Here is a 24,095-nt window from a genome sequence, read left to right on the forward strand (position 1 = left end):
CCCGCCAGTGACCTGGACAATATTGCCTGTGGCCGGCCACGTCCCACACTGTGGGTGGTGATGCTGCGACCGACCGTGAACTCATTAAACGAAAATGTCGATACCGCAAGATACTGCGAAATGGTCTTTCAGAATGTCATTTATAAGACGTTCTGCAGCCGTGTCGGCGCGCGGCGTCGTTCCTGTCTACACAACCCGCGATATCACCTGCCCCGTTTCAAAGAACCGGTCAAGGTTATCGACCACGCGTTGGCTCATTTTCAGACGGGTTTCCACGGTCGCGCTGGCCGAATGCGGCATCAGCGTCACGCGCTCGTGCTCGCGCAGCGCCGACGGCACGTCCGGCTCGTGTTCGAACACATCCAGTGCGGCAAAACCCAGCTTGTCCTGCTGCAGCAACTCGATCATTGCCGCCTCGTCGATCACCGTACCCCGGGAGACATTGACAACCGTCCCCTTGCGTCCCAGGGCAAGCAGCACCTCCCGATTGATCAGATGATGCGTGGAGGGGCCGCCCACACATGTGAGCACAAGATAATCGGCCCACTCGGCCAGCCCCGTCAGCGAGGCTTCATAGCCATACGATACATCATCGCGCGCCTTGCGATTATGGTAGCGGATCTCGCAATCAAAACCGGCTAGCCGGCGCGCCACTTCCACTCCGATACCGCCCAGGCCCACAATGCCCACATTCTTGCCGGATACGCTCTGCGCCAGCGGAAACTGGCCCTCTACCGGCCAGCGCCCTTCGCGCACATAACGATCGCCCCAGACCAGTTGTCGGGCGCTGCCCAGCAGCAGACAAACCGCCAGATCGGCAACACACGCATTCAGGACATCCGGCGTATTGCCCAGTTGTATGCCTCTTTTTTTCAGCTCACCGGCGTCAATCGTGTCGTATCCCACGCCAAAACTGCTGACCACGCCCAGATCAGGCAGGCTGTCCAACCATTCATTCTTCAGTCCGTGCCCGGCAGTGGTCACCAGGCCGCGCACGCCCTTGCCATGTTCCGCCAAAAACGCCTGCGGATCTGCTTGCTCCCACAAGGCCAGCACCTCGTAGCTCTCCCGCAGATGACTATTGACCAGTTGTGTGCCGCTGGCGACCTGGACGATTTTTGTTTTTGCCATGATATCCTCCTCAAAAAACATTGTTTATGTTCACTGAAAAAGAGAATACCACGCCTGTGATCACGTGACATGCCCGGGCCGGGTGCAGGGTGCGCTTAACAAAAGAGGCATGACGGATTGGTCTGAAGGGATGGTCCTGGAATGCGCTTAACGGGACGATCTGAATGACGCAATGCCACGGCAGGCGGGCTTTTTCCAGAATAAATATTTGACTCGTTGTAGAATAATGGGTTACTCCCGATCTCGGGCAACTTTTATTGCAAATTCGATGTCTCTCATAGTCCACAAATACGGCGGAACCTCCATGGGCTCCGTTGAACGAATCAAGAATGTTGCGAAACGCGTGGCCAAGTGGCACAACGCCGGCCATCAGGTCGTGGTTGTGCCCTCGGCCATGTCCGGTGAAACCAATCGCCTGCTGGGGCTGGCCAAGGAAATTTCCGAATTGCCCGACGGTCGTGAACTTGACATGCTCGCCGCGACCGGCGAACAGGCAAGCAGCGCCCTGCTCGCCCTGGCCCTGCAGGCCGAAGGCATCAAGGCCCGCAGTTTCACCGGCTGGCAAGTGCCTGTGAAAACAGATTCCTCTTTTACCAAGGCTCGCATCAAGTCCATAGACGACAAACGCGTCAAGGCCGAGCTCGATAATGGCCGGGTCGTCATCGTCACCGGTTTCCAGGGCATTGACCCTGACGGTCATATCACGACGCTGGGTCGCGGCGGCTCCGATACGTCGGCTGTTGCCATTGCCGCTGCGGTCGGCGCCGACGAGTGCCTGATCTATACAGATGTCGATGGCGTCTACACCACCGATCCGCGCGTGGTGCCCGAAGCCCGGCGCCTGTCTGTCATCTCCTTTGAAGAAATGCTGGAAATGGCATCGCTGGGCTCCAAAGTCCTGCAAATCCGTTCAGTCGAGTTTGCCGGCAAATACAAGGTGCCGTTGCGCGTCATGTCATCGCTCACCGACCCTGCAATTGCCCTGCAGGAAGAGAAAAATTCAGGAACATTAATTACCTTTGAGGAAGATTCAAAAATGGAATCCGCTGTCATTTCCGGTATCGCGTTCAGCCGCGACGAAGCCAAACTGACGTTGCTGGGTGTACCTGACAAGCCCGGCGTTGCCTATGCCATTCTGGGGCCCGTTGCCAAAGCCAACATCGACGTCGACATGATCATCCAGAACCAGTCTGTCGATGGCACCACCGACTTTTCCTTTACGGTGAACCGCGCCGAATTCAAACGGGCGACGGAACTGCTGACCGACACCATCCTGCCCGCAGTCGGCGCCCGCGAAGTGCTGACCGACGACAAGGTGTGCAAAGTGTCTATCGTGGGTATCGGCATGCGCTCACACGCCGGCGTCGCCAGCCAGATGTTCAGCACGCTGGCCAAGGAAGGCGTCAACATCCAGATGATCAGCACCAGCGAAATCAAGACCTCGGTTCTGATTGACGACAAATACATGGAACTGGCCGTGCGCGCCCTGCACAAAGCCTTTGGCCTGGACCAGGAAGTCGAACAGGCCTGATCGTGGCTCAATGGCCGGGGCAACAGCAGGTTTGGGGGCAGCAAGCGTGCCAGGCAATAGCGCTGCTGCCACACCCCGGTAAATTTTCCGCTAGTTGCTGCCCTTTTGAGCAAATTTTGTGGCGGCCGCGACAAAAATCGTGTTAGAATCTCGGATTGTTCGGAGACGTGGCCGAGAGGCTGAAGGCACTTCCCTGCTAAGGAAGCATGTGGGCTAAAACCTGCATCGAGGGTTCGAATCCCTCCGTCTCCGCCAAAAACACTTAAAAGCCCTTGAATTTCAAGGGCTTTTTCATTTTTCACGGCGCGATGATCGGTCCCATGGACCAGCCGCCGCGCTTTGGCCGTACCATATGGCCCTTTATCTTCGGCCCTTTATCTTCAGCCACCTATCCGCAGACCTTTATCTGCAAACCTCGGGGGTTATAGCGCATACGAAGTTGCTGCCCACCCCCAAGCGGGATGTCCTGCGACCCGGTCTTTACCGAGCAGCAAGAACCTGCCCTATCGTTTGATACGCTGCCTGCAACTGTGCCGGGCTGGTTACATAGGGCGGCAACACATACACTGTCTGGCCAATGGGACGAATCAACAAGCCTTTTTCCAGAAAGCGCTGGTGCAGCTGTCCTGCCGACTGCGGATATGACTGCGGCAAATCAAAGGCAGCAATGGTTCCGGTAATCCGAGGGCGCAGTATCGCCGGCACGGCCTGTTGCAGCAGTTGCAATCCCTCATGATGACATTGCGGCAGTACCTGCAGTGCGCTCGACGTTTCATCGGTAATTAGCAAAGCCATTGCCGCGACGGCGGCGGCGCAGGCCAGCGGATTGGCTGTATAGGAATGTCCGTGAGAAAACGCCCGGTCAGCCTGCTCAGATAAAAAGGCCTCGTAGATATGGTCGCCCGTTATGGTTAATGCCAGCGGAAGAAAACCGCCTGTTATCCCCTTGGACACGCATAAAAAATCCGGCACTGCGCCTGTCTGCTCAAATGCAAAGCGGGTGCCGGTGCGGCCGAATCCGGTCATGACTTCATCGAAGATCACCAGCGTGTCGTGCGCACGGGCCAGTGCGCATGCCTTAGCAACAAATTGCGGCCGGCACATACGCATCCCTGCTGCCCCCTGCACCAGCGGTTCCATGATCATGGCCGCGACCTGGCCTGCATGTCGTATCAGTGCGGCTTCCAGTGCTGCAAGCGCTGCCTGCTCCCGGGCCTGTACCTCTTGGTCATTCCACCAAGTATCCGGAAAAGGTACCGCCACCGACTCGAAAAACAGCGAACGGAATTGATCGTGATAGCCGCAATGCGCGCCAACTGACATTGCGCCAAAGGTGTCGCCATGGTACCCACCTTCAAAGCCGATAAACAGCTTGCGCTCCTGTCCATGCGCATTTTTCCAGTACTGGTGCGCCATTTTCAGTGCAACTTCAACGGCCGTCGACCCATTATCGGAAAAAAAGAACTTGCGCAATTTTTCAGGCAGCATGGCACTGAGCGCCTCACACAGTTGCACGGCAGGCTCATGGGTGCAACCGGCGAACAGCACATGCTCCAGCCTGTTTGCCTGCGCGGCAATACTTTGCGCAATGTGCGGGCAGCCATGCCCGAACAGGTTCACCCACCAACTCGATACCAGATCAAGATAGGCATTATTATCCGTATCGTAAAGCCATGGTCCGCGCCCATGCGAGACCGGCAGGCGTGGCGCGGCGGTTTGTTCCTGAGTGAACGGATGCCACACCAGCGCCTTGTCCCGTTCCGCCAGCGTGCGGTTCTTTCTTGCGTTCATTCTTGCACTCCCAAAGCATGTTTAAGCGCCGACGTCGGCGCGATTTGCATCAAGGTAGATGCACTGACTCCGGCAGACAGCACCGGAATGTGCTGCAGCACGGGCACACTGCCATAGTCTGCAATTGTGTCCGCAGTCATATCGCATGGCGGGCCGTTCAGTATGACGCCCAGCACAGCAATACCCCGCAAGCGCAAGGCCTGCAAAGTAAGCAGCGTATGGTTAAGCGTTCCCAGCCTGGTCGAAGCCACCACCAGCACAGGAAGAGCCAGCCAGGCGATCAGATCGATCATCAGGCATCCCGCGCCCAGCGGGACCATGACGCCGCCGGCGCCCTCCACCACCAGCCGTTGCGCGTCAGGCAGGCGGATGTTGTCCAACGCAAGCTGCCTGCCCTCCAGCCGGGCGGCGTAATGGGGTGACGCCGGCTCGTGCAGCCGGTATGTTTCCGGGTAAGTATGACAACCGGCATGGATCTTCACCCACTCGCTATCGGTCATCGGCAGCAAGCCTGCCTGCACCGGCTTGAAATAGTCAAACCCAAAATGCCGGCATAGCCAGGCCGACACCAGCGTCTTGCCCACATCGGTATCGATTCCAGTGACAAAAATACGCATGATCAACCCCTTGTCGCTGGACGGGACAAGTGCTGCACAATGGCCTGGGCCAGCTGGTTCACGCTATCGCTATCATGAAGCGCATTGATGGCAATACGCAATCGGGAAGTACCAGTCGGTACGGTGGGCGGTCGGATCGCTGACACCATCATGCCTTCTTCCAGCAGCACTTTCTTCAATGCCAGCGTGTCGGATTCATCTCCCAGACATACTGGCACGATATTGGTGCCATCGCCCATGACGGTTATGCCGCGAGCACGCAACAGCTGGCGCAGCAAATCGGCCATGGCAAATACCTGCTGGCGTTGGGCAGCAAGCGCCGGGACCATGCTCCATGCCTTAGCTGCCGCCGCCACGCTCATGGGCGACGGCGCCGTTGAATAAATGAAGCCGGCCGTTCTGTTCAACATGAATTGCTGCATGATCGTATTGCAGGCAATGTATGCTCCGGCGCCACCGATAGCCTTGCTGAATGTCCCCATCACCATATGCGGCACCGGGGACAAATCAACTGTCGTGGACAGGCCATAGCCTTGCGGGCCATACAAACCTGTCGCATGCGCTTCATCCAGATACAGAAAACAGTTGTAGCTGGCGGCAATATCGACCACATCCGCAATGGGCAACAGGTCCGCTTCCATCCCGTGAACGGTTTCAGTCACGATAAACGCGGGCCGGGACGCCACTCGATACTTTTGCAACTGACGGCGCAGGTCGGCCATGTCGTTGCGCTCGAACAGCACATATTCCGCCCCGGATAAAAACATCGCGTTATAAAGACTTGAATGATTGAGTCTGTCGAAAAAAACAATGGGTGCCGCCGGCAGGACCCGCTGGCTCAGCAGACTGGCCAGTACGGTCATATTGGCCTGATAACCCGAACTGAATATAAGGGCCGCCTCGGTATGCTTGCTCTGGGCGATCTGCCTTTCAAAGGATTCAATCAGACTGTAGTTTCCGGACAGCAATCGGGAACCAGTTGAACCGGCACCGCATTGCCTGGCAGCTTCAATCGCGGCGTTCACAACATCGGGATGGGTAGCCAGGCCGAGATAGTCGTTACTGGAAAAGTCGAGCGAGACCGGAAGATCCACTTGCGGCAACGCGCGCAGCCGGCTTTTAGCGGCCTGCTCAACACAATACTGATCGTAAAAATGATACATGGGGCGACACCTGAATATTTGTCGCAAACATGAGGCTCCCAGCATCAACCGGGCATATGCGACGTTCAACCCCTATTCTAAAAAGAAGGCTTTGCAAATGAAATTTTAATAAATTGAAAAATAGGCGCAAAATAACAGACGAACAGTGATGTTGCGCAAAAATAGTCACCTAGCCTGATGAATGTCCGCCATCGGGAAACCCCAAGCGAGCGCAATCGCGGGCGCCGGTTGCCTGGCAAGTGCCACGCAAACCTATTTTTATATGCGTTGCGCGTCTCTTGCATCTTACCCGCGAACATCACTTCGTATAATGCACATAGCACCGCAGCTTGCGAACCCCTGACCGGCATCCCACTTTGAATCAGACTGTCATGTACAACCCCTCCCACTTTCGCGTTGCCGACTCCGAGGCAATTGCAGATTTGATACGCCGCCATCCGCTGGGACTGCTTATCTCCCAGAGCCCCGGAGGCGTCCAGGCCAGCCCGATCCCGTTTCTGTACTTCCCCGAAGAGGGCGAGCACGGCATATTGCGGGCACATATGGCGCGGGCCAACCCGCATTGGAAATTATTGACGGCTGATCATGCCTGTCTAGTTGTGTTCCAGGGCGAACAGGGGTACATCTCGCCATCCTGGTATGCAAGCAAGGCAACGACCCACCAGGTTGTCCCCACCTGGAATTATGTCATGGTGCAAATGCGAGGCACCCTAGCCACCACAGATGACGCCGACTGGCTGCAAAGCCAGATCAGCGCCTTAACCCGCATGCAGGAAACCGGCAGGCCTGCTCCGTGGCAAGTAACAGATGCGCCAGCCGATTTTATCGACCGACAAAAGCGCGCCATCGTCGGACTGGAAATCACGGTTGCGAGCATCGATGGAAAATGGAAATTGAGCCAGAATCGCAGCCAGGCAGATCGGGCCGGCGTCATTGAAAACCTGCGCGATGACGACGGCTTGTCCGGCAATAGCGCGTTGGCGCAGGTTATGGCGTCAGCAGGAAAAACCTGATAGCCCCAGCCGGATGCAGCATGGGGCAGCTGCGTCCGGCCCTCGCCCGTCAGCGTCGGATGGCAATAAGAAGCGTGCGCGATTGTCCGCCAAAGCGTCGAAATACCGATGCGTCACGGATGTGCACCTTGAGCCTGTACTCAACGAATCGACATCAATCTATAAAAACACGATACTGCACAAAATCTGTTCGGCTGGCGACCTGATCATAAAGCGTTCTTGCCGTGGCGTTACCTTCGCGCGTCGTCCAGTACAACCACTCATAGTTGTTGCTGGTGGCAAAATGCCTGGCGTACTCAAGCAATTGCCGGGCCACGCCGTTCTGCCTGTGGGCCTGGGCGACGAACAAATCATTCAGATACAGACGGTCTTTTTGCGACCAGGTGGACCGATGACCAATGAGATGCGCAAACCCGACGACTTGTCCGCCCCGAACAGCCACAAATGCATGCATGGGCTCTTTCCCATCTATAAAACGCTGCCAGGTAGTCTGGCTGATCTGCGCATCTTCCGGCTCACCATAAAACGCCAGGTAGCTGCGCCATAGCACGCCCCACTGATCAAAATCCTCAACCTGCGCAAGCCTGATATCCGTATCCTGCATATGTAATTCCTGTAGTTGAAACGACTGCGAATCAGCCTGATTGCAAGCCATAACGCCATGACAGTTGACATAGGATCGCTATCTTTTGCATCAGCAATTTTTCACTTTGCCTATTAATGTTATTATTTGAACATAGAGCTTTGGCTGGCATTCATTCTATCTGACACTATTCTGAATCCAATATTCCTTATTAAATACCTATTTAAAGACAGGAGTTATTATGAAAGAGAAGAGCAAGACAAGTATGAAAAAAAATACCGCTAGTCGCCTGCAACTGGACGAGACGGCCATTGAAAAAGCAAAGCAAAGTCTGGATGATGGCGCCGTTATAGGGCATGACAATCCCTGGCGCGAAGACATTGTGCGTCTGCTGAACGATGCGTTAGCGACAGAGATTGTCTGTATCTTGCGCTACAAGCGCCACCATTTTACTGCGACGGGCTTGGAGTCCCCTGCCATCGCCGATGAATTTTTGGTGCACGCCAATGAAGAATCGGCGCATGCCGACTCCATTGCCAAACGCATCGTGCAACTGGGCGGTGAGCCGGATTTTTCACCAGACACGCTATTGGCCCGCAGCCACGCCGACTACAACGACGACGCTGAATTGCACGACATGATCAAAGCGAATCTGATTGCCGAGCGGGTCGCGATTGAATCCTACACGCAAATGATTGAACTGATCGGCGACAAGGATCCCACAACACGCCGACTCCTGGAGAGCATCCTGAATGACGAGGAAGAACATGCCGACGAACTGAGCGACTGGATGCGATCCGTCGTAACCAGATAAGTAGTACGCTGAAATAACATTTCCGGAAAAAATCAGCTTGCAATGGCAATTGGGCGTTGACAGTTTATTCGTAATCGCGGATTATCACGTTTGTATTTGTAATTAGACCGACATAGGAGAATAAATCATGAAAAAATTGGGACTTGTTGCTGTACTGGTATCTCTGCTCGGCCTGGCTGCATGCAATACCATTTCCGGTGCCGGACAGGATCTGGAACGCGGTGGTGCTGCGATCTCGGGTGCCGCGGAACGCCATAAATAAATTCCAGGCGTCAATATCCCGGTGATGTTCCCTGTCTAACAACAGACGACAAGATCGGTGATCGACCAAAAGCTGCCTTGTGTGTGCCTTTATGCATGCATTACACAGGCAGCTTTTTTATAGCCCGCCGCTGCTCGCGAATTGGCCGCGCCGGAGTCATCAAGCGCACCGGCAGCCGGCCGTCCTAGGCGAGCACTTTCTTCATCCGCTCGAAATCGCGACGATATTGTTTGGCCAGCTTTGTCTTTTGCGCATCAGTCAGAATTTTTCCCGACGCCTGAAAGAATTTTTTCTCCTCCTCACGCAAATGGTGGTGCACCTTTTTGGACAAGGCCTTGGCCTGAGCCATCCATCCCGGTGAATTGGATGGCTCAGACTGCAAACCCTCCAGCATTTCCTCAATCTCATGATGTTCAGCCAGCGCATGTCGCGAAGGCGACAACCCGTTGTCATCCATCAGAATGGGCGCATACAAAAATCGCTCTTCTGCGGCCGCATGCGCTTCGAGTTCAACATACAGCGCCTTGAAAATATCGTCCCGGCTGCCCGTACCGGGCTTGGTGCGAAGCAGCCGTTTACAGAGACTGCGTTGCGTTTCGTGGCTCTCGCGCAGTGCATCATAAACTGTTTCCATCATCGGTCCCTTTCATATTTTCCGTTTTTCGGGGCTTTCTGCGCCATACACGATGGCCGTCATGAAGCCATAAGCAAGTGCAACAAAATTCACCAGTCGCAATCACTCCCCTCATCTAGCCCCAACCCAGAAAAATATGCAACATCGCACGTTGCTCCGGAACAACAAAACTCATGCAAACAAAGCCGAAATTGCAGTCTTGTCGCGCGTTATCAACATTTTTTAAAATACAACGTGAAAAGCACTTGCAATCAGGCCTTGTTTAGCGCATAATTCTTTTCTTGCAGTTACAGCGCGCCCGTAGCTCAGTTGGATTAGAGTACTTGGCTACGAACCAAGGGGTCGTGGGTTCAAATCCTGCCGGGCGCGCCACTTTACTTAGGGTCTCCATATGGAGGCCTTTTGTTTTTGTCCTATAGAAACGTAGCTGTCCTATTGAGTTTGCAAAAGCGCTCGACTCAGGACAGAAAGTATCTCTCTTCATGCCACACCCTTTAAAGGGTCTACCCTTTCCGGTTTTCGCCGATAAATCCTGTCTGTAGTCCGAGCATCTGCATGTGATAACAACGCTCTTGCCTGCTCGAGCGTGGAAGCGTCTGATGCGCATTTTGCACGCATATCATGCTCAGTAAAACTCTCGATAACCTTGGTATCGGTCAATACACGATTCATGAATCGTTGCCACATACTATCCCAACCGTCAGTCGATCCAGTTTCCTCATCGATATAACCGCGTCCGAATTTGTTGCAGAACAAGAAAGGCGACAATACTGGTCGCACGACCTTGGCCTGCTCAACTGCAGCTGTCAATTCAGGGCTCCACTGATAAACGGTACGCTTACCCGATGATGTTTCGGTTTTATGTCGCTGAATATGTATGCCATCGCCCTTGATATGCTGATCGACTCGCAACCTAAGCAAATCCGATCTAGCCATACCTGTCATTAATTTGATCCGCATGTAAGCCTGGATGGCGAGCACACTACCTTTTTTGCGTCTCGGTGGAAGAGCGAGCGCCTCGATAATTTCCCAATCCTCTATATATCGATCACGTGATTTCTCACCCTTCAGCCGGACTTCGCCCCTGAAAGGATGTCGATCTAGATACCCCCACTCTACTGCTTTGGTGAAGGCATGCGACAACACCTCTATTTCACGATGAGCAGTCACCCTACCGCCTGTGACCTTACGCTCATCTTTACCAGTATCTTCGTTTTTCAAAACGGTCGTTTTCTTCTTGCTACGAGCGTCGACGTATCTATACACTAGGCGCGGCCTCATACCTGTAATAGGAAGATCGCCAAAGACACGCCGCAGCTGGCGCACCCAAATTCGCTGCTGCTCATGCGTGCTGACGGCTTTTGTCGGAACCACTTCCAGCAGATAGCGGTCCAGCAGATCATCAATTGTGCGTACTTCTATATTATTTTCGAGCCGAGCCGCCCATGTTTTATACGCATCAGACAGCGCTTTGCCCAAGCGGAACAGCTTTTTGCCATCCCATTGTGCCTCGAGCCCAGGCGGCACCTGATAATAGTAGGCACCGTGCCGAAGTTGCCAACGGCTTGGCAAGCCTCGATTTTCTCGGTTTCGCTTCTTAACCATTAGATTGCTTCCCAGTTGGGCTCTATTTCTTTGTTTGTAGTGTCAGTCGCGCCGCTCCCTGCCCCGAACTCATGATGAATATGAGCTCGCAACACTGCAATTGAACCATCAGGACGAACCCTGTGTTCAATCCCCATGAATTTTAGAGCCCGCACTTGGGCATCATGCCGAATCCGGTCAGTCAAGCTGATAAGCTCTGATGTCCTTAAAAATGTTGTTTCTGACATTCCAGTTCCCCAGTTCTCTCAGGTTGTCTCAATTATACGACTAGAGTTTTGAGTACAATTAGAGCGTCTATCAACTCACACCACTGGCATCCTCAAAAAGCTATTGAAAATCTATCGTCGAGCAAATTGATCAGACGTATTTAGTTTGAAAGCATTTTTGAAAACCCTTAGACGACAATAAAAAGATCATCAAAGATACTTCGCCCGACTGTTCCCTCTTCGGCATCGGGCATCTTGAATCTCCAGTTTCCTTTAGATTCCTCCCAATTGCTCCCCGTGGGGCATCGCCTGGGTTCCGACAATCATGTGCCGTTCGATACTTTATAATAGCAAACGCTAATTAAATAAACAATAGCATTTGCTACATATTTTGTGTAACAATCAAAATAAGGGATATTAGTAGAAATGAATTATTTCGGTTTCTGTTTAGATCAACGATAAAAACTGATCGTTTAGAAAAACAATCTAAACACCACCTTTGAAGACCTTTGGAGCATGATTTTTGGATTTGCTTTGATAAAAATGTCCGATCCGCAACATGGAAATAGTGTGTAGATTAAAATCTCAATCACATAGCACACACTCAAATTATTTTTTAGACATCCTAATTTTAAGAGCTTTTAACCCGAGCAATGTTTCAATTTCGTGTTGATCAGAAGCTTCCAAACTGAGATATTCTTGGTATGTGATTGAATTAAAGGGCCAAGCGTTGGATGTGCGCTGGTCAAACCACCCAAGTGGCAATCCTAATTTTCCTTCCATGGTGCGTGCAGCTTTTTCTCCAAAACTTCTATGCCCATTTAAAATTTGTGAAATATAGTTCGGATCTACTTTTTCGAATTTTCGACAAAATGCAGCAATACTTTGCTCACCGATTAGCCCCTTGAGTTTTGCAACACGCATTTTCTGGTCTTCAATCATGCTTTTGTTCTCGGTCGTAAATTGATTTTAATAATTAACTTTTGCTATTGTATAATTCATTAGCATTTGATAACATATCGATTAATAATCTAGATTATTACCAAGCTTCGGCCAGCTAAGTGCCAGACTTCAGAAAACGGGCTAAATTAAAGACTCCGCTACTTAACTAACTCGTCAGGCATAATATTTTCCAAATCGTTCAAATGTCAGAAGTGAACAAAGCTCTGTATGCACCAAAAATTATAATGTTTAATTCACTCCACTAGCTAGGCAACAATATACATTCCTCGTTGTGTACGATCCCCTTCCCTTTAACAGCACGACAACCGGGCCGAGTTTCATAATTTTAACTGAGTAATATTAAGATACGTTTGAAGTAAATTGCAGTATTTTATATAGTGCTTATAATACCACTACAATTTAAATATTCATTAAACGGTGGTTTTCTGAACACATCAAAAGAATAGCATCCGAGACTATCCGTCTGACTTGGCTCCGGAGGCCGTCAAGCTAGTGTTACGACAGGCGGAACGATAAATATGCATGGATTTAGGGGGCTGTTTTGAAGATTTACGCTGTATGTATCGAAAATTTCCGCGGCATCAGTTCTGCGAAGCTGGTGCTTCCCGACCATGCTGTCTTCATCGGCGACAACAACACGGGCAAATCCTCAGTCCTGGAAGCTATAGATCTTGCGCTAGGGCCGGATAGGCTAAGTCGCCGCCCTCCAGTCGATGAGCATGATTTCTTTGAGGGCAAGTATCTTCCGGTTGCCGCTTCCCCCGCTCTAGAGGGTGCTGTGCCTGCTGAGGCAGAAGAGGCGTCCATTATCGAAGCCCCAAAGATCACAGTCGAAGTTACCATCGTCGGTCTGTCTGAAGAGCAGGAGGCGAGGTTTGGCAGCAATATCGAGTGGCTCAACGTCGAAACGGGCCAATTCTTCACCGAGGCCAACCCGTCAGGTGTCGATGCGGCGAACATCAAAGCGGCACTGCGCGTCACCTTCATCGGCGGTTATGATCCCGAAGAAGACGATTTTACCGGAAACACGTACTATTCGCGTAGCCTGATGGAGGGGGAGAAGCCGGAGCCGTTCTCCAAGAAGGACAAACAGCATTGCGGCTTCCTGTTCCTACGTTCGCTGCGTACTGGCTCGCGCGCCCTTAGCCTGGAGCACGGCAGCCTCCTCGACATCATTCTAAGGCTGAAAGAAATTCGGCCGCAGATGTGGGAGGGCACAATCGGCACGCTCGCCGCCTTCGACGTAGCGAGTGACCCCACCATCGGTATATCCGGCGTGCTCGACAGCATCGACAAGTCGCTTAAGAAATATGTGCCGCGCGAATGGGGGGTGAAGCCCCATCTCAAGGTGTCAAACCTCACGCGTGAACATCTGCGTAAGGTCGTGACCGCCTTCATCGCCACCGGCGATGGCGATCACGCCGCGCCCTTCTTCCGCCAGGGTACCGGAACGATCAACATGCTCGTCCTAGCGATGCTGTCGCAGATCGCCGAGGACAAGCAGAACGTCATATTCGCAATGGAAGAGGTCGAAACCGCGATCCCGCCCTATGCCCAGAAGCGGATCGTGCATGAGCTGCGCAAGCTGGCCGCGCAGTCGATCGTGACATCGCACTCGCCCTACGTTCTGGAGGAATTCAAGCTCGACGAGACCGTGATCCTGTCGCGGGCTAATGACGGTGTGCTCGGGCAGGCGCAGATATCGTTGCCCGACAGCGTAAAGCACAAGCGCTATCGGCAAGAGTTTCGCACACGCTTCTGCGAGGGCCTCCTGGCCCGCCGCGTACTTATCGCCGAGGGTGCGACCGAGGCCAGCGCTTTTCCGGTGGCTGCGCAACGGCTGTCGGAGCTAAACCCCGCAACCTATGTGTCGCTTGAAGCGCTCGGCATCTGCATCATCGATGCGGGCACGGAGTCCCAGATTGCCGACCTCGCCGGGCTGTATAAGGGTCTCGGCAAGCGGACATTCGGGCTTTGCGACAAACAGACCAATCCGGCGAAGGCGGCGATCGAAGCCCAGGTCGAACGGCTGTTCATGCACGAGGAAAAAGGAATAGAGGATCTCATCCTCAAGAATACGACCCAGAATGCGCTTGAGCGGTTCTCCGGCGCACTCGACTGGCCGCCGCATATCCTTGCGAAGTACCCCGACCCGAAGGCCAATGTGATCGCGGCGCTGAAAGAGTATTTCGGCTGGGCAAAGGGCAATTGGGGCATCGCCGATTTCCTCGGCCAGTGTTCCGAGGCCGAGGTACCGTCCTGGATTCGTGACGCCTGCATAGCACTGAAAGTGATCTGTGATCCGCCGCCTGCACCGGCAGTGAACGGCGGGCAAGCCGACCCAGCGTCCAACACTTAGAGGGAGCGATGGTCGATCTGACGCCGACGCAAAAAGATGTTCTGGCAGCCGAGGGCCATCTGCTCGTCGTCGGCGGTCCCGGCTCTGGCAAGACTACCGTGTCGATTCTGAAGGCCGCGAAGATCGCGCGCGAGAAACTAAGACCGGAGCAGCGCATACTTTTTCTCAGCTTCGCGCGGGCGACCGTCTCGCGCGTGTTCGAGGCGATCGATGAAGAACGGTCGGTTACCAAGGAGGAAAAGAAGCGGATCGTGGTCGATACCTATCACTCCTTTTTCTGGCGCATCCTCAAGGCGCATGGCTATCTCATCGGGTTTCCGAGGCGCATGACGATCCTGACGCCGCCGAATGAGGCGATCTCGCTGTCTGCGATCCGCAGTGGCTTCAAAGTGCCGTCAAAGCTGTCGGAGGAAGAGAAAGTGCAAAAGGCCTCGTTGGAAATGGCTGAGCGCATACGACTCGCGACCGAGGAAGGTAAGGTCTGTTTCGATCTGTTCGCCGAGCGCGTGGCCATTCTGCTGCACGGGTCATCAAAGGTACGCGAGCTTGTCTCGACCATGTACCCGTTCATCATCCTCGACGAGTTCCAGGACACGAGCGCCGATCAATGGAGTGCGGTCGAGGCGATCGGAAAGAGCAGCACGCTGATCGCGCTGGCCGATCCCGAGCAGCGGATCTTCGATTTCATCGGAGCGGATCCCGAGCGGCTAAACCACTTTAAGGAGGCGTTCAAGCCGTCCAAACACGACTTTGCCGGGGACAATCACCGAAGCAAGGGGACCGATATTGCAGTCTTCGGCAATCACCTCCTCACGGGCAAGTTTCGCGACGAACCCTATCAGGGCGTGGCATATAAAGGGTTCGGCTCGAATCCTAACCAGGCTTATGCGTCGCTCGTAGGTCAAGTGCTGAAGGCCCGGCAACGGCTCCTCGCGCTGGGGCGCCGGGATTGGTCGCTCGCAATCCTGGTTCCGACCAAGCGCATGACACGTCTGGTCTCCGACAATCTACATGCGCCGTTTGGCAACGTGCCCCCAATCACGCACACGGCAGCGGTGGATATGGAAGGCCCGATTCTTGCCGCCGAAGTGATTGCCTACCTCCTGCAACAGCGCAGCCACAGCGGCGGCTTCGATGAATTCGTCGACGTGCTTTGTAGCTTCTTCGATGGACGAGGCGGAGCGACACCGACAAAAGGCGATTTGGAGGAATCCGCGCGCTTCAAGTCCGCGTTGAAGAAATGGAATGGATGCCTCGCCAAGGGCAAAGCGACGCCGGGTAACAGCGTCCTCCAGACCACATTCGCCGTTTACCAGGCTGCGAGCACCATTGCGCTAACGGGTCAGCCCGATGCCGATTGGACAGCGGTTCGAGACGTCCTCGAATCCGGCGCCTGCAAGCGTCTCGTCGAGGTTGCCCAGGAAGCCCGTAATGTCCGCTTGCTAGAACGCGGAACCCAGCTGCGTCAAAGCCTTTCACAGGATTGGCGCGACACCGGCGGCTATACGAACTCCCTCAACATTACGCGGCAGTCCTTCGTCCAGGCGCATTTCGCGATGGCACACAAACCGGAATCCGGCATCGTTGTGATGAACATGCACAAGGCCAAGGGGAAGCAATTCGACGAAGTCATCATCTTCGAAGGTTGGCCGAAGCGCTTTAAACGCGAAATCGTCGGCAATCCTGATCGCATCGTCGGCGGCAATGTAAACTCAGGCGCGATGACACAAGCTCGCCAGAATTTTCGCGTCAGTGTGACACGTGCGAGGATACGCACGACCATCATGTCGCCCAACGACGATATCTGCGTCCTATTGATTCCCGTCGCTTAGAGCTGAGTTGCGTGTGCGGTGCGTGTGCAGGATTGCCGGCGGGTATCGTCGGGAACACACACGAAATTCCGCTGTAGGTTCCACTCGGTAATTCCGAGCCGGCGCTCTCTCGTCAAAACTGTACCCAAATTTCGGTACAGTACAGGTACAGCGAGCATTCAGCTAAAATACGCCAACCCACTGATTCAAAACTTGTTTTACCTATTCCAACTTACGCTAGAATTCGCCTAATTTCGCTGTAGAAACACTGTAAATCACCAACTCAAAATCCCCCGGCGCAAGGCGTGCCGGTTCGATTCCGGCCCCGGGCACCAGCTCCTCTTTTCAATACTTCTACAAACGACTGTTCCCGACAGTTTCCATTACAAATTCTTCATAATTATCATAAAGTTAACTCAAACTCTGTGTCGTAAACAGTCGCCTTCCCGCGCCTTCGGTCGTCCTGTTGCGTGCCCCCCAGCTGGTCCCCCATAATGCATTTCATCATAAACACCTGCTGGGGGACCACTGAAATGCTGATTGGAAAATTGAGCGTACGAGAAATTGATGAAGCAAAGCCGCTGGATGGAAAAGAATATCTACTGGGCGATGGCGGCGGGCTGCATCTGCGAATTCGCCCGGGAGAAGGAAAAGGTAAGAAAAGTTGGGTTTTTAAATACACCGATGTGACTGGAAATCGGCGAAAGATTGGATTAGGCACCTATCCAGAGATCGGATTGGCTAACGCGCGCGAAGCCGCCCTGGGACTGCGCCAACTGCAAGGCGCAGGAAAGGACCCCAAATTAGACAAAATTGAAAAACGGGTTACGGCTAGAAAGCGTTCTCTGGATACTTTTGAAAAGGTTGCCCGCGAATGGCATCGGCAGGCTGCCGTGGTTGAATATTGGTCAGAGGGGCATGCGCATAAACTGATCAGAATGCTGGAAATTCATGCGTTTCCCAAAATCGGTAGGCTGCCAATCGGCCACATCACCCCACCTGATGTCAAAGATTTGCTCATGTCAGTGGCAGCCGCTACAAAGGAAACAGCCGGGGAGCTTAGGTCTCTCATTACCCGCATCTATAAGTATGCTGTCACAATGGTAATTTTGCTCCCTTCTGAAAATTTCATGATGCCAGGCGCTGCGGATATGCGCCTGCCTCGGCATGTGGTGAAGTCTCACGCAGCCAAATTGAATGCGCTGCAGGTAGGACAGCTAGTGCGCGATCTGCGTGCCTACAAAGGAAATATCATCACTGTATCCTGTCTGCAACTGATGCCATTACTATTCCAGCGTCCAGGCCAAGTACGGCATATGCAGTGGCACCAGCTTGATCTGGACAAGGGGATTTGGAACTGTCCGCCGTCTATCATGAAAATGGTACGTCTGAAAAAAGAAAGTGAGCATACGGAAGATCACGTCGTGCCCCTTCCTCACCAAGCAGTTGAAATTTTGCGCCAACTATCTTTAGTGACGGGGCCTGATGGCTATGTATTCAAATCCCCGGCGCGACGGTCTGAGGCAACGAAGACGTTGTCGGAAAATACCGTAAATTCTGCCCTTCGCGGCCTGGGATACGATACGCAGAGGGACATTAGCGGTCATGGATTCCGTGCACTGGCCCGCACACTGATCAAGCAGGAACTGAAATGGGATCGTGAGGAAATCGAACGTCATCTAGCTCATGTGAGTGACGAAGAGCTAGGTGATACCTATGATCGCGCAAGGTACGTCGAACAGCGAAAAGTGATGGTGCAGGCTTGGGCTAACTATTTAGATGATCTGGCAAACAATGAACCCACGCCGAGATTGAAGCTGGTCACTGACGACGGTATGCCCGTCGTCAATGGAAGCAGAGCAGCTTCTTTGATCCGCGCCGCATAATTGCCGTAGGGCGGGGTAACCAGGTGGCTATTGCCATACTGGTTGTCCGCGCAATTTGTTGCAGGCGATGGCGACAAACTCAGACAGGGCGCTTTGTAGCCCTGCCAGGTCGATCATCGGTAAACTACCCCAACAAAACCCGTTTTTCATTCACTATTAGATAAAAACGTTAATCTCTCACGTCATCTGCGCCTTTCGCTACAGATCGCCTACATTGCTCTGGTGTTGTAGCGTCAAGAAGCCGTGCCGGCACTCCTGCACGAGAGGACAGCTGCGTATTGATCTCAGCCAATTCATCCACAATTTTCAAAAGTGGGGATTTATTCATCAGGCCTGGCAGCCCTGCGTATGCAGAAACGTCTAATTGGTACATCGCCAAAAACCGTTTGCTGCTATCTGATGCGTTCCAACTCACAATTACCTTAAATGGTTTGAGTCGCTCACTGATGCTATGGTCTTTAGGCTTAAAGAGTTGGTACCCAGCGGCAAAGAGAAAGCTGATCTTCTCACCTTGACCAATCATGGTCATAGCGGACCTCTCCTGCGTGTAGTCAACAAGAATCTGGTAATTTTCGAAATCCGCATCATCCTTCTCGAATAAAAATGACACATCAAAAGCAGGACCTGTACCGACATTAGATAGTGCCAAATTCAGTCCTCCAAGTCCATCAGGATGAAACTCGAAATGCGCAACAACTCTCGGAGAGTTTCCGGCTTTACGAAGTAGTCTATTTTCCTTGATTAAAACATAGGTCAGAAGCGCTATCACCATTGTGGACAGTCCACCAATTACTGCACCCGTGGCTGACCAGTCGACAAAGTTAAACCAGTAGCCGCCTTGCCTTAACAGTACGCTCTCCAAATCTATCACCACAATCTTAACCTCCTAAATGAGGACAATGGTCTCTAACGCCCATGCGATATCTCCAAAATCAAAAACACAGCTACTGCCACTGCAGTCAGGAAATAGGATTGAAGTTTTTATATTTTTGTAACATTATTACACCACATAAACTATTTGTCACATCATGATGTTCGTGAATACGTAGTCTAGCTGACGGGCCATGCTGGCTATTTGACCGGCCCGCATAACACTACGGCGTTTATTTTCTTTAGAAAACGAAGGGGAAAATAGAACAAATCCAAAAAGGGCCTCTCCAGGGGGTCTTGCATGTCGCTTATGCTATATTTTGTCACACTCTTAAAACAAACAATTTGTGGTGAAAAATGAGCGCGTTGCAGGATATTCTGACTAATTTTCGTAACAATTATCAGTCAGAACGTGAAAAAGGCACCTATTTTGAAGAACTGATCCTTGCTTACCTGAAAAACGAGGCAACCTACAAGGATTTGTATAGCGACGTCTGGACGTATGCTGCCTGGGCAGACACCCAGGGCATGGATAAACGCGACGCCGGAATTGATCTCGTAGCGAAAACGGCCGGCACCAATGAATTTCATGCAATTCAGTGCAAGTTCTACGCCGAAGATTATCATGTTAAAAAAGCCGATATCGACAGTTTTTTTACTGCATCCGGTAAAAAAATATTCTCGCATCGGGTTATCGTTAGCACGACCAACAACTGGTCAGATAATGCCGAGGATGCGCTAGAGAACCAGCACCCTCCCGTCACTAAAATTGATCTGAACGCGTTAGAAAACAGCAAAATCGACTGGACAAAGTACAAGTCAGGCCATGCTCCTATCCTGCAACCAAAAAAGCAACTGCGGGTTCATCAGAAAAGCGCCCTGGAATCGGCCGTTCATGGCCTGCAAACGGCAGACCGAGGCAAACTCATTATGGCCTGCGGAACGGGCAAAACCTTTACCAGCCTGAAGATAGCAGAAACCATGGCCGGGGCTGGCAAGCGGGTATTGTTTCTGGTTCCCAGCTTGTCATTACTTTCGCAGACTCTCACGGAATGGACACAGGAAACCGAAACCCCGCTACACAGCTTTGCTGTCTGTTCTGATAGCGATGTCGGGAAAAAGCGTGATTCAGACGACGATTCCATCCAAACCTACGTCCATGAGCTGCACTTCCCCGCCACCACCGATGCGCCAAAATTGGCAAAAGAATTAGCTGCCCGGCATGACGATCAGCATATGAGCGTCATTTTCAGCACTTACCACTCCATCGGGGTGATTAGTCAGGCGCAGAAAGATTTCGGGCTCGCCGACTTTGATCTGATCGTGTGCGATGAAGCCCATCGCACAACCGGGGCTTCTTTTGATGATAATGAAAGTGCATTTGTACGAGTTCACGATAATGATTACATCCGGGCGGCGAAACGAGTCTATATGACGGCGACGCCCCGTATTTTTGCAGATGTCGCCAAGGCCACAGCCGAAAGAGATAATGTCGCTCTTTACTCGATGGATAATGAGGAACTCTATGGCAAAGAGCTTTTTATTATTACGTTTTCCGAAGCCGTGCAACGTGGCCTATTGGTCGATTACAAGGTCATCGTCCTGGCAGTAGAAGAATCCCACGTCAACCGTCGCCTGCAAGGATTATTAGCCGATGAGAACAATCAGCTCAAGGTCGATGATGCAGCCAAAATCATTGGATGCTGGAAAGCCCTGTCTAAACAGGGACTGGAAGCGGATTTGACCGAAGACATGGCTCCCATGAAAAGGGCAGTCGCGTTCTGTCAGGTGATTGAGGCCAATCACAAAGGGAAAACACACAAAGTCAGTTCAAAAAACATCGCCAGTATGTTCCAGTCCGTGGTCGAAGCCTATCAGGAAACAGAGGAGTTTGAAACCGAGGCGCAATTAGCCTGCGAAGCAGAACATGTCGATGGCAACATGAATGCTAGCCAGAAAGAGGAAAAACTTGACTGGCTTAAGGCTCCAACACCCGAGCAAACCTGCCGCATTCTCAGCAATGTTCGTTGCCTATCTGAAGGGGTCGATGTACCTGCCTTGGATGCGGTGCTGTTTCTGACGCCCCGTAATTCTCAAGTTGATGTCGTGCAGTCTGTTGGACGGGTGATGCGTAACGCACCGGGCAAAAAACGGGGTTATGTGATCCTGCCCGTTGTCATTCCAGTCGGAGTTGAGCCCCATGACGCCCTGAATGACAACCAGACATCTAAAGTGGTATGGCAGGTTTTGCAAGCCTTGCGCTCTCATGATGATCGATTTGATGCTATGGTTAACAAGCTCGATCTGATTGGCAAAGACGTGAAAAAGATGGAAGTGATTGCCATCACTGACAAGATTCAGAAAAAACAAAGTAAGGGTGCAACCGGTAAAAATACAGGCAAGGGCAAATTCAACTTAGGTGCACTCGGGCATGGTGATGGTGCGGCTTCTGGTGCGGACATCCAAAACTCCCTTCAGTTCGAAATTGGCGAAATTGAACGCGCAATTTACGCCAAGCTGGTGCAAAAGGTTGGCAATCGGCATCATTGGGAAGATTGGGCCAATGATATTGCCAAAATCGCCAATACTCATATTGACCGAATTACGGCCATTGTTGAAAACAAAGACAACACAAAAGCGCAAAAGGCATTCAATAGCTTTGCGGCTGAATTGCGTGATGATCTGAATGGCAGTATCAGCGACAGTGAGATCATTGAGATGCTGGCACAGCATTTGATTACCAAACCTGTTTTTAATGCATTATTTGGAACCTACAACTTTGCACAGCATAACCCCATGTCTCAGGCTATGCAGGGTGTGCTCGATGCACTAAGCGAACACCATCTGGAAAAAGAAGCTGACACGCTACAAAGCTTCTATGAAAGCGTGAAAATGCGCGCCGAAGGAATTGATAGTGCGGCTGGAAAGCAGAAAATTATCGTAGAACTCTATGACAAGTTTTTCCGCAACGCTTTTCCTCGTATGACAGATCGCCTCGGGATTGTCTATACACCCGTCGAAGTTGTGGATTTTATTATTCATAGTATTAACGATGTACTGCAATCGGAATTTGACCAGACTCTGGGCAGTGATGATGTCCATATTCTTGATCCGTTTACTGGTACAGGCACGTTTATTACCCGTTTGATGCAAAGCGGATTGATGACTACGGAGCAACTCGAGAAAAAATATAAAAATCAGATCCACGCAAATGAACTGGTGCTGCTGGCATACTATATTGCAGCGATTAATATCGAATCCATGTATCACGATATTGTGGGTGGGGATTATGTGCCTTTCGAGGGAATTTGCCTGACCGATACTTTTGAAATGTATGAAAAGGATGACCTGGTAAGCAAACTACTAGTAGACAATAGCTCAAGGCGCAGACGACAGAGAAGATTGGATATTCGCGTCATCATGGGTAATCCGCCTTATTCGGCAGGTCAAACAAGTGCGAATGATAATAATGCTAATGTGAGCTATCCACATTTGGATAGTCGTATAGAATCCACATATGCAAATCGCTCAAGAGCATCCCTTTCTAAGGGGCTTTATGATAGTTATATTCGGGCAATAAGATGGGCGAGCGATAGGATAGGAGACAGTGGTGTCATTGGCTTCGTGACCAATGCTGGCTTTTTAGAAGCCAATACTGCTGATGGCTTGCGTCAGAGTTTAGCTGAGGAGTTTAGCAGTATTTATGTATTTCATTTGCGGGGGAATCAGCGCACCTCTGGAGAGCTTTCACGCAGAGAAGGCGGCAAGATTTTTGGTAGTGGAAGCCGAGCGCCAATTGCTATTTCACTGTTAGTTAAGAATCCTAATGCTAAACAGCATGGACAGATTTACTTTCATGACATTGGAGACTATCTGAGTCGGGATGAAAAGCTAAAAAGAATCAGTGATTACGTCAGTATTGCGCGTATCAGTCAATCAGAGAAATGGATAAAAATCACACCCGATGAGCATGGAGATTGGCTGAATCAGCGCGATGAAGACTTTCAACACCTCATACCTTTAGGCGATAAGAAGAACAACACAGCACTAAAATTATTTGAAAATTTTTCTCTAGGAGTCGCAACAAATCGAGATGCTTGGTGCTATAACTCAAGCAGAATTTGTGTTGAAGAGAATATTAGACGCATGGTCTCGTTTTATAACGAAGAACTCACCCGTTTTAATAATGGAAAACCTCTATTAGCAGATAAGAAAGAACGTGCTAAACATATTGATGATTTCATTGGGACAATAGATACAACCAAAATCAGTTGGACCCGCAGTTTAAAGAACGAGTTCGCTAAAAACCGTTGTCTCAGCGTCAATCCGGATTCTATGACAATCAGTCTCTACCGCCCTTTCACTAAACAGTGGTTGTATTTTGATCGAACCTTAAATGAGATGGTGTTGCAGATGCCGCGTATTTTCCCAGACGCAGCGGCAGAAAATTTGGCTATTTGTGTATCAGGAGTAGGGGCCAGAAATTTTTCAACTCTGATTACGGACAAATTACCTTGCTTAGATAATATTGAGAAGGGTCAATGTTTTCCATTGTATCTTTATGAAGATAGCAACGATGCCAGACCAACACCTTCATCTGACAGCCAAACCCTCTTCGATAATACCAACACATCAAAACCAACACATCAACGGCGCGATGGATTAACAGACGAAGGGCTGGCGCATTTTCAGGCTGTCTACCGTGGTGAAAAAATCAGCAAAGAGGACATTTTCTATTATGTCTATGGCTTGTTGCATTCGGAAGAATACCGGGATAGATATGCAGATAACTTATCTAAAGAGTGTAAATACCCCATTTATAACACAGTCATCTCGTAGAGAATTTATGCCGCATT

General features: G+C 51.5%; 18 protein-coding genes and 2 tRNA genes. 10 read left to right on the forward strand and 10 right to left on the reverse strand.

Features of this window, described 5'->3' with window-relative positions; translation table 11 throughout:
* Nucleotides 1–186: 186 nt before the first annotated feature.
* Nucleotides 187–1,134 (reverse strand): 2-hydroxyacid dehydrogenase, encoded by a 948-nt coding sequence (locus tag INT32_RS10515; RefSeq protein ID WP_193088707.1) that lies wholly within the window; start codon nt 1,132–1,134, stop codon nt 187–189.
* 265 nt (nt 1,135–1,399) lie between these two features.
* Between INT32_RS10515 and INT32_RS10520 the strand changes: the two genes are divergently transcribed.
* Nucleotides 1,400–2,662: an aspartate kinase gene (locus tag INT32_RS10520; RefSeq protein WP_193088675.1), complete on the forward strand. Its 1,263-nt coding sequence runs from the start codon at nt 1,400–1,402 to the stop codon at nt 2,660–2,662.
* 161 nt (nt 2,663–2,823) lie between these two features.
* Nucleotides 2,824–2,917 (forward strand) — tRNA-Ser (locus INT32_RS10525).
* A 225-nt stretch (nt 2,918–3,142) separates the two neighbouring features.
* Here INT32_RS10525 and bioA read toward each other — a convergent pair.
* From bioA to INT32_RS10540, 3 genes are read right to left on the reverse strand one after another with little or no spacing between them, the layout of a single operon-like run.
* Nucleotides 3,143–4,453 carry an adenosylmethionine--8-amino-7-oxononanoate transaminase gene (bioA, locus tag INT32_RS10530; protein ID WP_193088676.1) on the reverse strand — a complete coding sequence of 437 codons (1,311 nt, stop codon included), beginning with the start codon at nt 4,451–4,453 and terminating at the stop codon, nt 3,143–3,145.
* Nucleotides 4,450–5,070 carry a dethiobiotin synthase gene (bioD, locus tag INT32_RS10535; RefSeq protein WP_193088677.1) on the reverse strand — a complete coding sequence of 207 codons (621 nt, stop codon included), beginning with the start codon at nt 5,068–5,070 and terminating at the stop codon, nt 4,450–4,452. Before bioD ends, bioA begins: the two co-directional genes overlap by 4 nt.
* A 2-nt stretch (nt 5,071–5,072) precedes the next feature.
* Nucleotides 5,073–6,233 carry an 8-amino-7-oxononanoate synthase gene (locus tag INT32_RS10540; protein ID WP_193088678.1) on the reverse strand — a complete coding sequence of 387 codons (1,161 nt, stop codon included), beginning with the start codon at nt 6,231–6,233 and terminating at the stop codon, nt 5,073–5,075.
* A 371-nt stretch (nt 6,234–6,604) separates the two neighbouring features.
* Here INT32_RS10540 and INT32_RS10545 point away from each other — a divergent pair, with 371 nt between their 5' ends.
* The gene (locus INT32_RS10545) at nt 6,605–7,246 is read left to right on the forward strand and encodes an FMN-binding negative transcriptional regulator (protein WP_193088679.1); all 642 of its coding nucleotides are present in this window, start codon (nt 6,605–6,607) and stop codon (nt 7,244–7,246) included.
* A gap of 154 nt (nt 7,247–7,400) precedes the next feature.
* Here the strand turns inward: INT32_RS10545 and INT32_RS10550 are convergent, their stop codons facing one another.
* A complete protein-coding gene (locus INT32_RS10550) occupies nt 7,401–7,850 on the reverse strand; it encodes a GNAT family N-acetyltransferase (RefSeq protein ID WP_193088680.1) in 450 nt (149 codons plus the stop codon).
* A 220-nt stretch (nt 7,851–8,070) separates the two neighbouring features.
* Between INT32_RS10550 and INT32_RS10555 the strand changes: the two genes are divergently transcribed.
* On the forward strand, nt 8,071–8,643 hold the full coding sequence (locus tag INT32_RS10555) for a bacterioferritin (protein ID WP_193088681.1): 573 nt from the start codon (nt 8,071–8,073) through the stop codon (nt 8,641–8,643).
* Nucleotides 8,644–8,770: 127 nt separating this feature from the next.
* Nucleotides 8,771–8,905 carry an entericidin A/B family lipoprotein gene (locus INT32_RS10560; RefSeq protein WP_014751378.1) on the forward strand — a complete coding sequence of 45 codons (135 nt, stop codon included), beginning with the start codon at nt 8,771–8,773 and terminating at the stop codon, nt 8,903–8,905.
* A 184-nt stretch (nt 8,906–9,089) separates the two neighbouring features.
* Here the strand turns inward: INT32_RS10560 and INT32_RS10565 are convergent, their stop codons facing one another.
* A complete protein-coding gene (locus tag INT32_RS10565; RefSeq protein WP_226816877.1) occupies nt 9,090–9,542 on the reverse strand; it encodes a hemerythrin domain-containing protein in 453 nt (150 codons plus the stop codon).
* A 291-nt stretch (nt 9,543–9,833) separates the two neighbouring features.
* On the opposite strand from INT32_RS10565, the gene INT32_RS10570 reads away from it, so the two are divergent.
* Nucleotides 9,834–9,911, forward strand: a tRNA-Arg gene (locus INT32_RS10570).
* Between the two features lie 108 nt (nt 9,912–10,019).
* Here the strand turns inward: INT32_RS10570 and INT32_RS10575 are convergent.
* From INT32_RS10575 to INT32_RS10585, 3 genes are all read right to left on the reverse strand, one after another.
* Entirely contained in the window at nt 10,020–11,144 is a 1,125-nt protein-coding gene (locus INT32_RS10575) for an integrase (protein ID WP_193088682.1), read from the reverse strand.
* A complete protein-coding gene (locus INT32_RS10580) occupies nt 11,144–11,371 on the reverse strand; it encodes a DUF4224 domain-containing protein (RefSeq protein ID WP_193088683.1) in 228 nt (75 codons plus the stop codon). Before INT32_RS10580 ends, INT32_RS10575 begins: the two co-directional genes overlap by 1 nt.
* A gap of 588 nt (nt 11,372–11,959) precedes the next feature.
* The gene (locus INT32_RS10585; protein ID WP_193088684.1) at nt 11,960–12,292 is read right to left on the reverse strand and encodes a hypothetical protein; all 333 of its coding nucleotides are present in this window, start codon (nt 12,290–12,292) and stop codon (nt 11,960–11,962) included.
* Nucleotides 12,293–12,854: 562 nt separating this feature from the next.
* Between INT32_RS10585 and INT32_RS10590 the strand changes: the two genes are divergently transcribed.
* The 3 genes from INT32_RS10590 (at nt 12,855) to INT32_RS10600 (ending at nt 18,369) form a co-directional block, all read left to right on the forward strand.
* Nucleotides 12,855–14,672: an ATP-dependent endonuclease gene (locus INT32_RS10590; protein WP_193088685.1), complete on the forward strand. Its 1,818-nt coding sequence runs from the start codon at nt 12,855–12,857 to the stop codon at nt 14,670–14,672.
* 8 nt (nt 14,673–14,680) lie between these two features.
* The gene (locus INT32_RS10595; RefSeq protein WP_193088686.1) at nt 14,681–16,504 is read left to right on the forward strand and encodes a UvrD-helicase domain-containing protein; all 1,824 of its coding nucleotides are present in this window, start codon (nt 14,681–14,683) and stop codon (nt 16,502–16,504) included.
* Between the two features lie 512 nt (nt 16,505–17,016).
* Nucleotides 17,017–18,369: a site-specific integrase gene (locus tag INT32_RS10600; RefSeq protein WP_193088687.1), complete on the forward strand. Its 1,353-nt coding sequence runs from the start codon at nt 17,017–17,019 to the stop codon at nt 18,367–18,369.
* A gap of 169 nt (nt 18,370–18,538) precedes the next feature.
* On the opposite strand, the gene INT32_RS10605 is transcribed toward INT32_RS10600, so the two are convergent.
* A complete protein-coding gene (locus INT32_RS10605) occupies nt 18,539–19,240 on the reverse strand; it encodes a hypothetical protein (protein WP_193088688.1) in 702 nt (233 codons plus the stop codon).
* Between the two features lie 356 nt (nt 19,241–19,596).
* Here INT32_RS10605 and INT32_RS10610 point away from each other — a divergent pair, with 356 nt between their 5' ends.
* On the forward strand, nt 19,597–24,078 hold the full coding sequence (locus INT32_RS10610; RefSeq protein WP_193088689.1) for a type ISP restriction/modification enzyme: 4,482 nt from the start codon (nt 19,597–19,599) through the stop codon (nt 24,076–24,078).
* Nucleotides 24,079–24,095 lie beyond the last annotated feature (17 nt).

It is taken from the genome of Advenella sp. FME57, assembly GCF_014897675.1.
Lineage (GTDB): Bacteria > Pseudomonadota > Gammaproteobacteria > Burkholderiales > Burkholderiaceae_B > Advenella.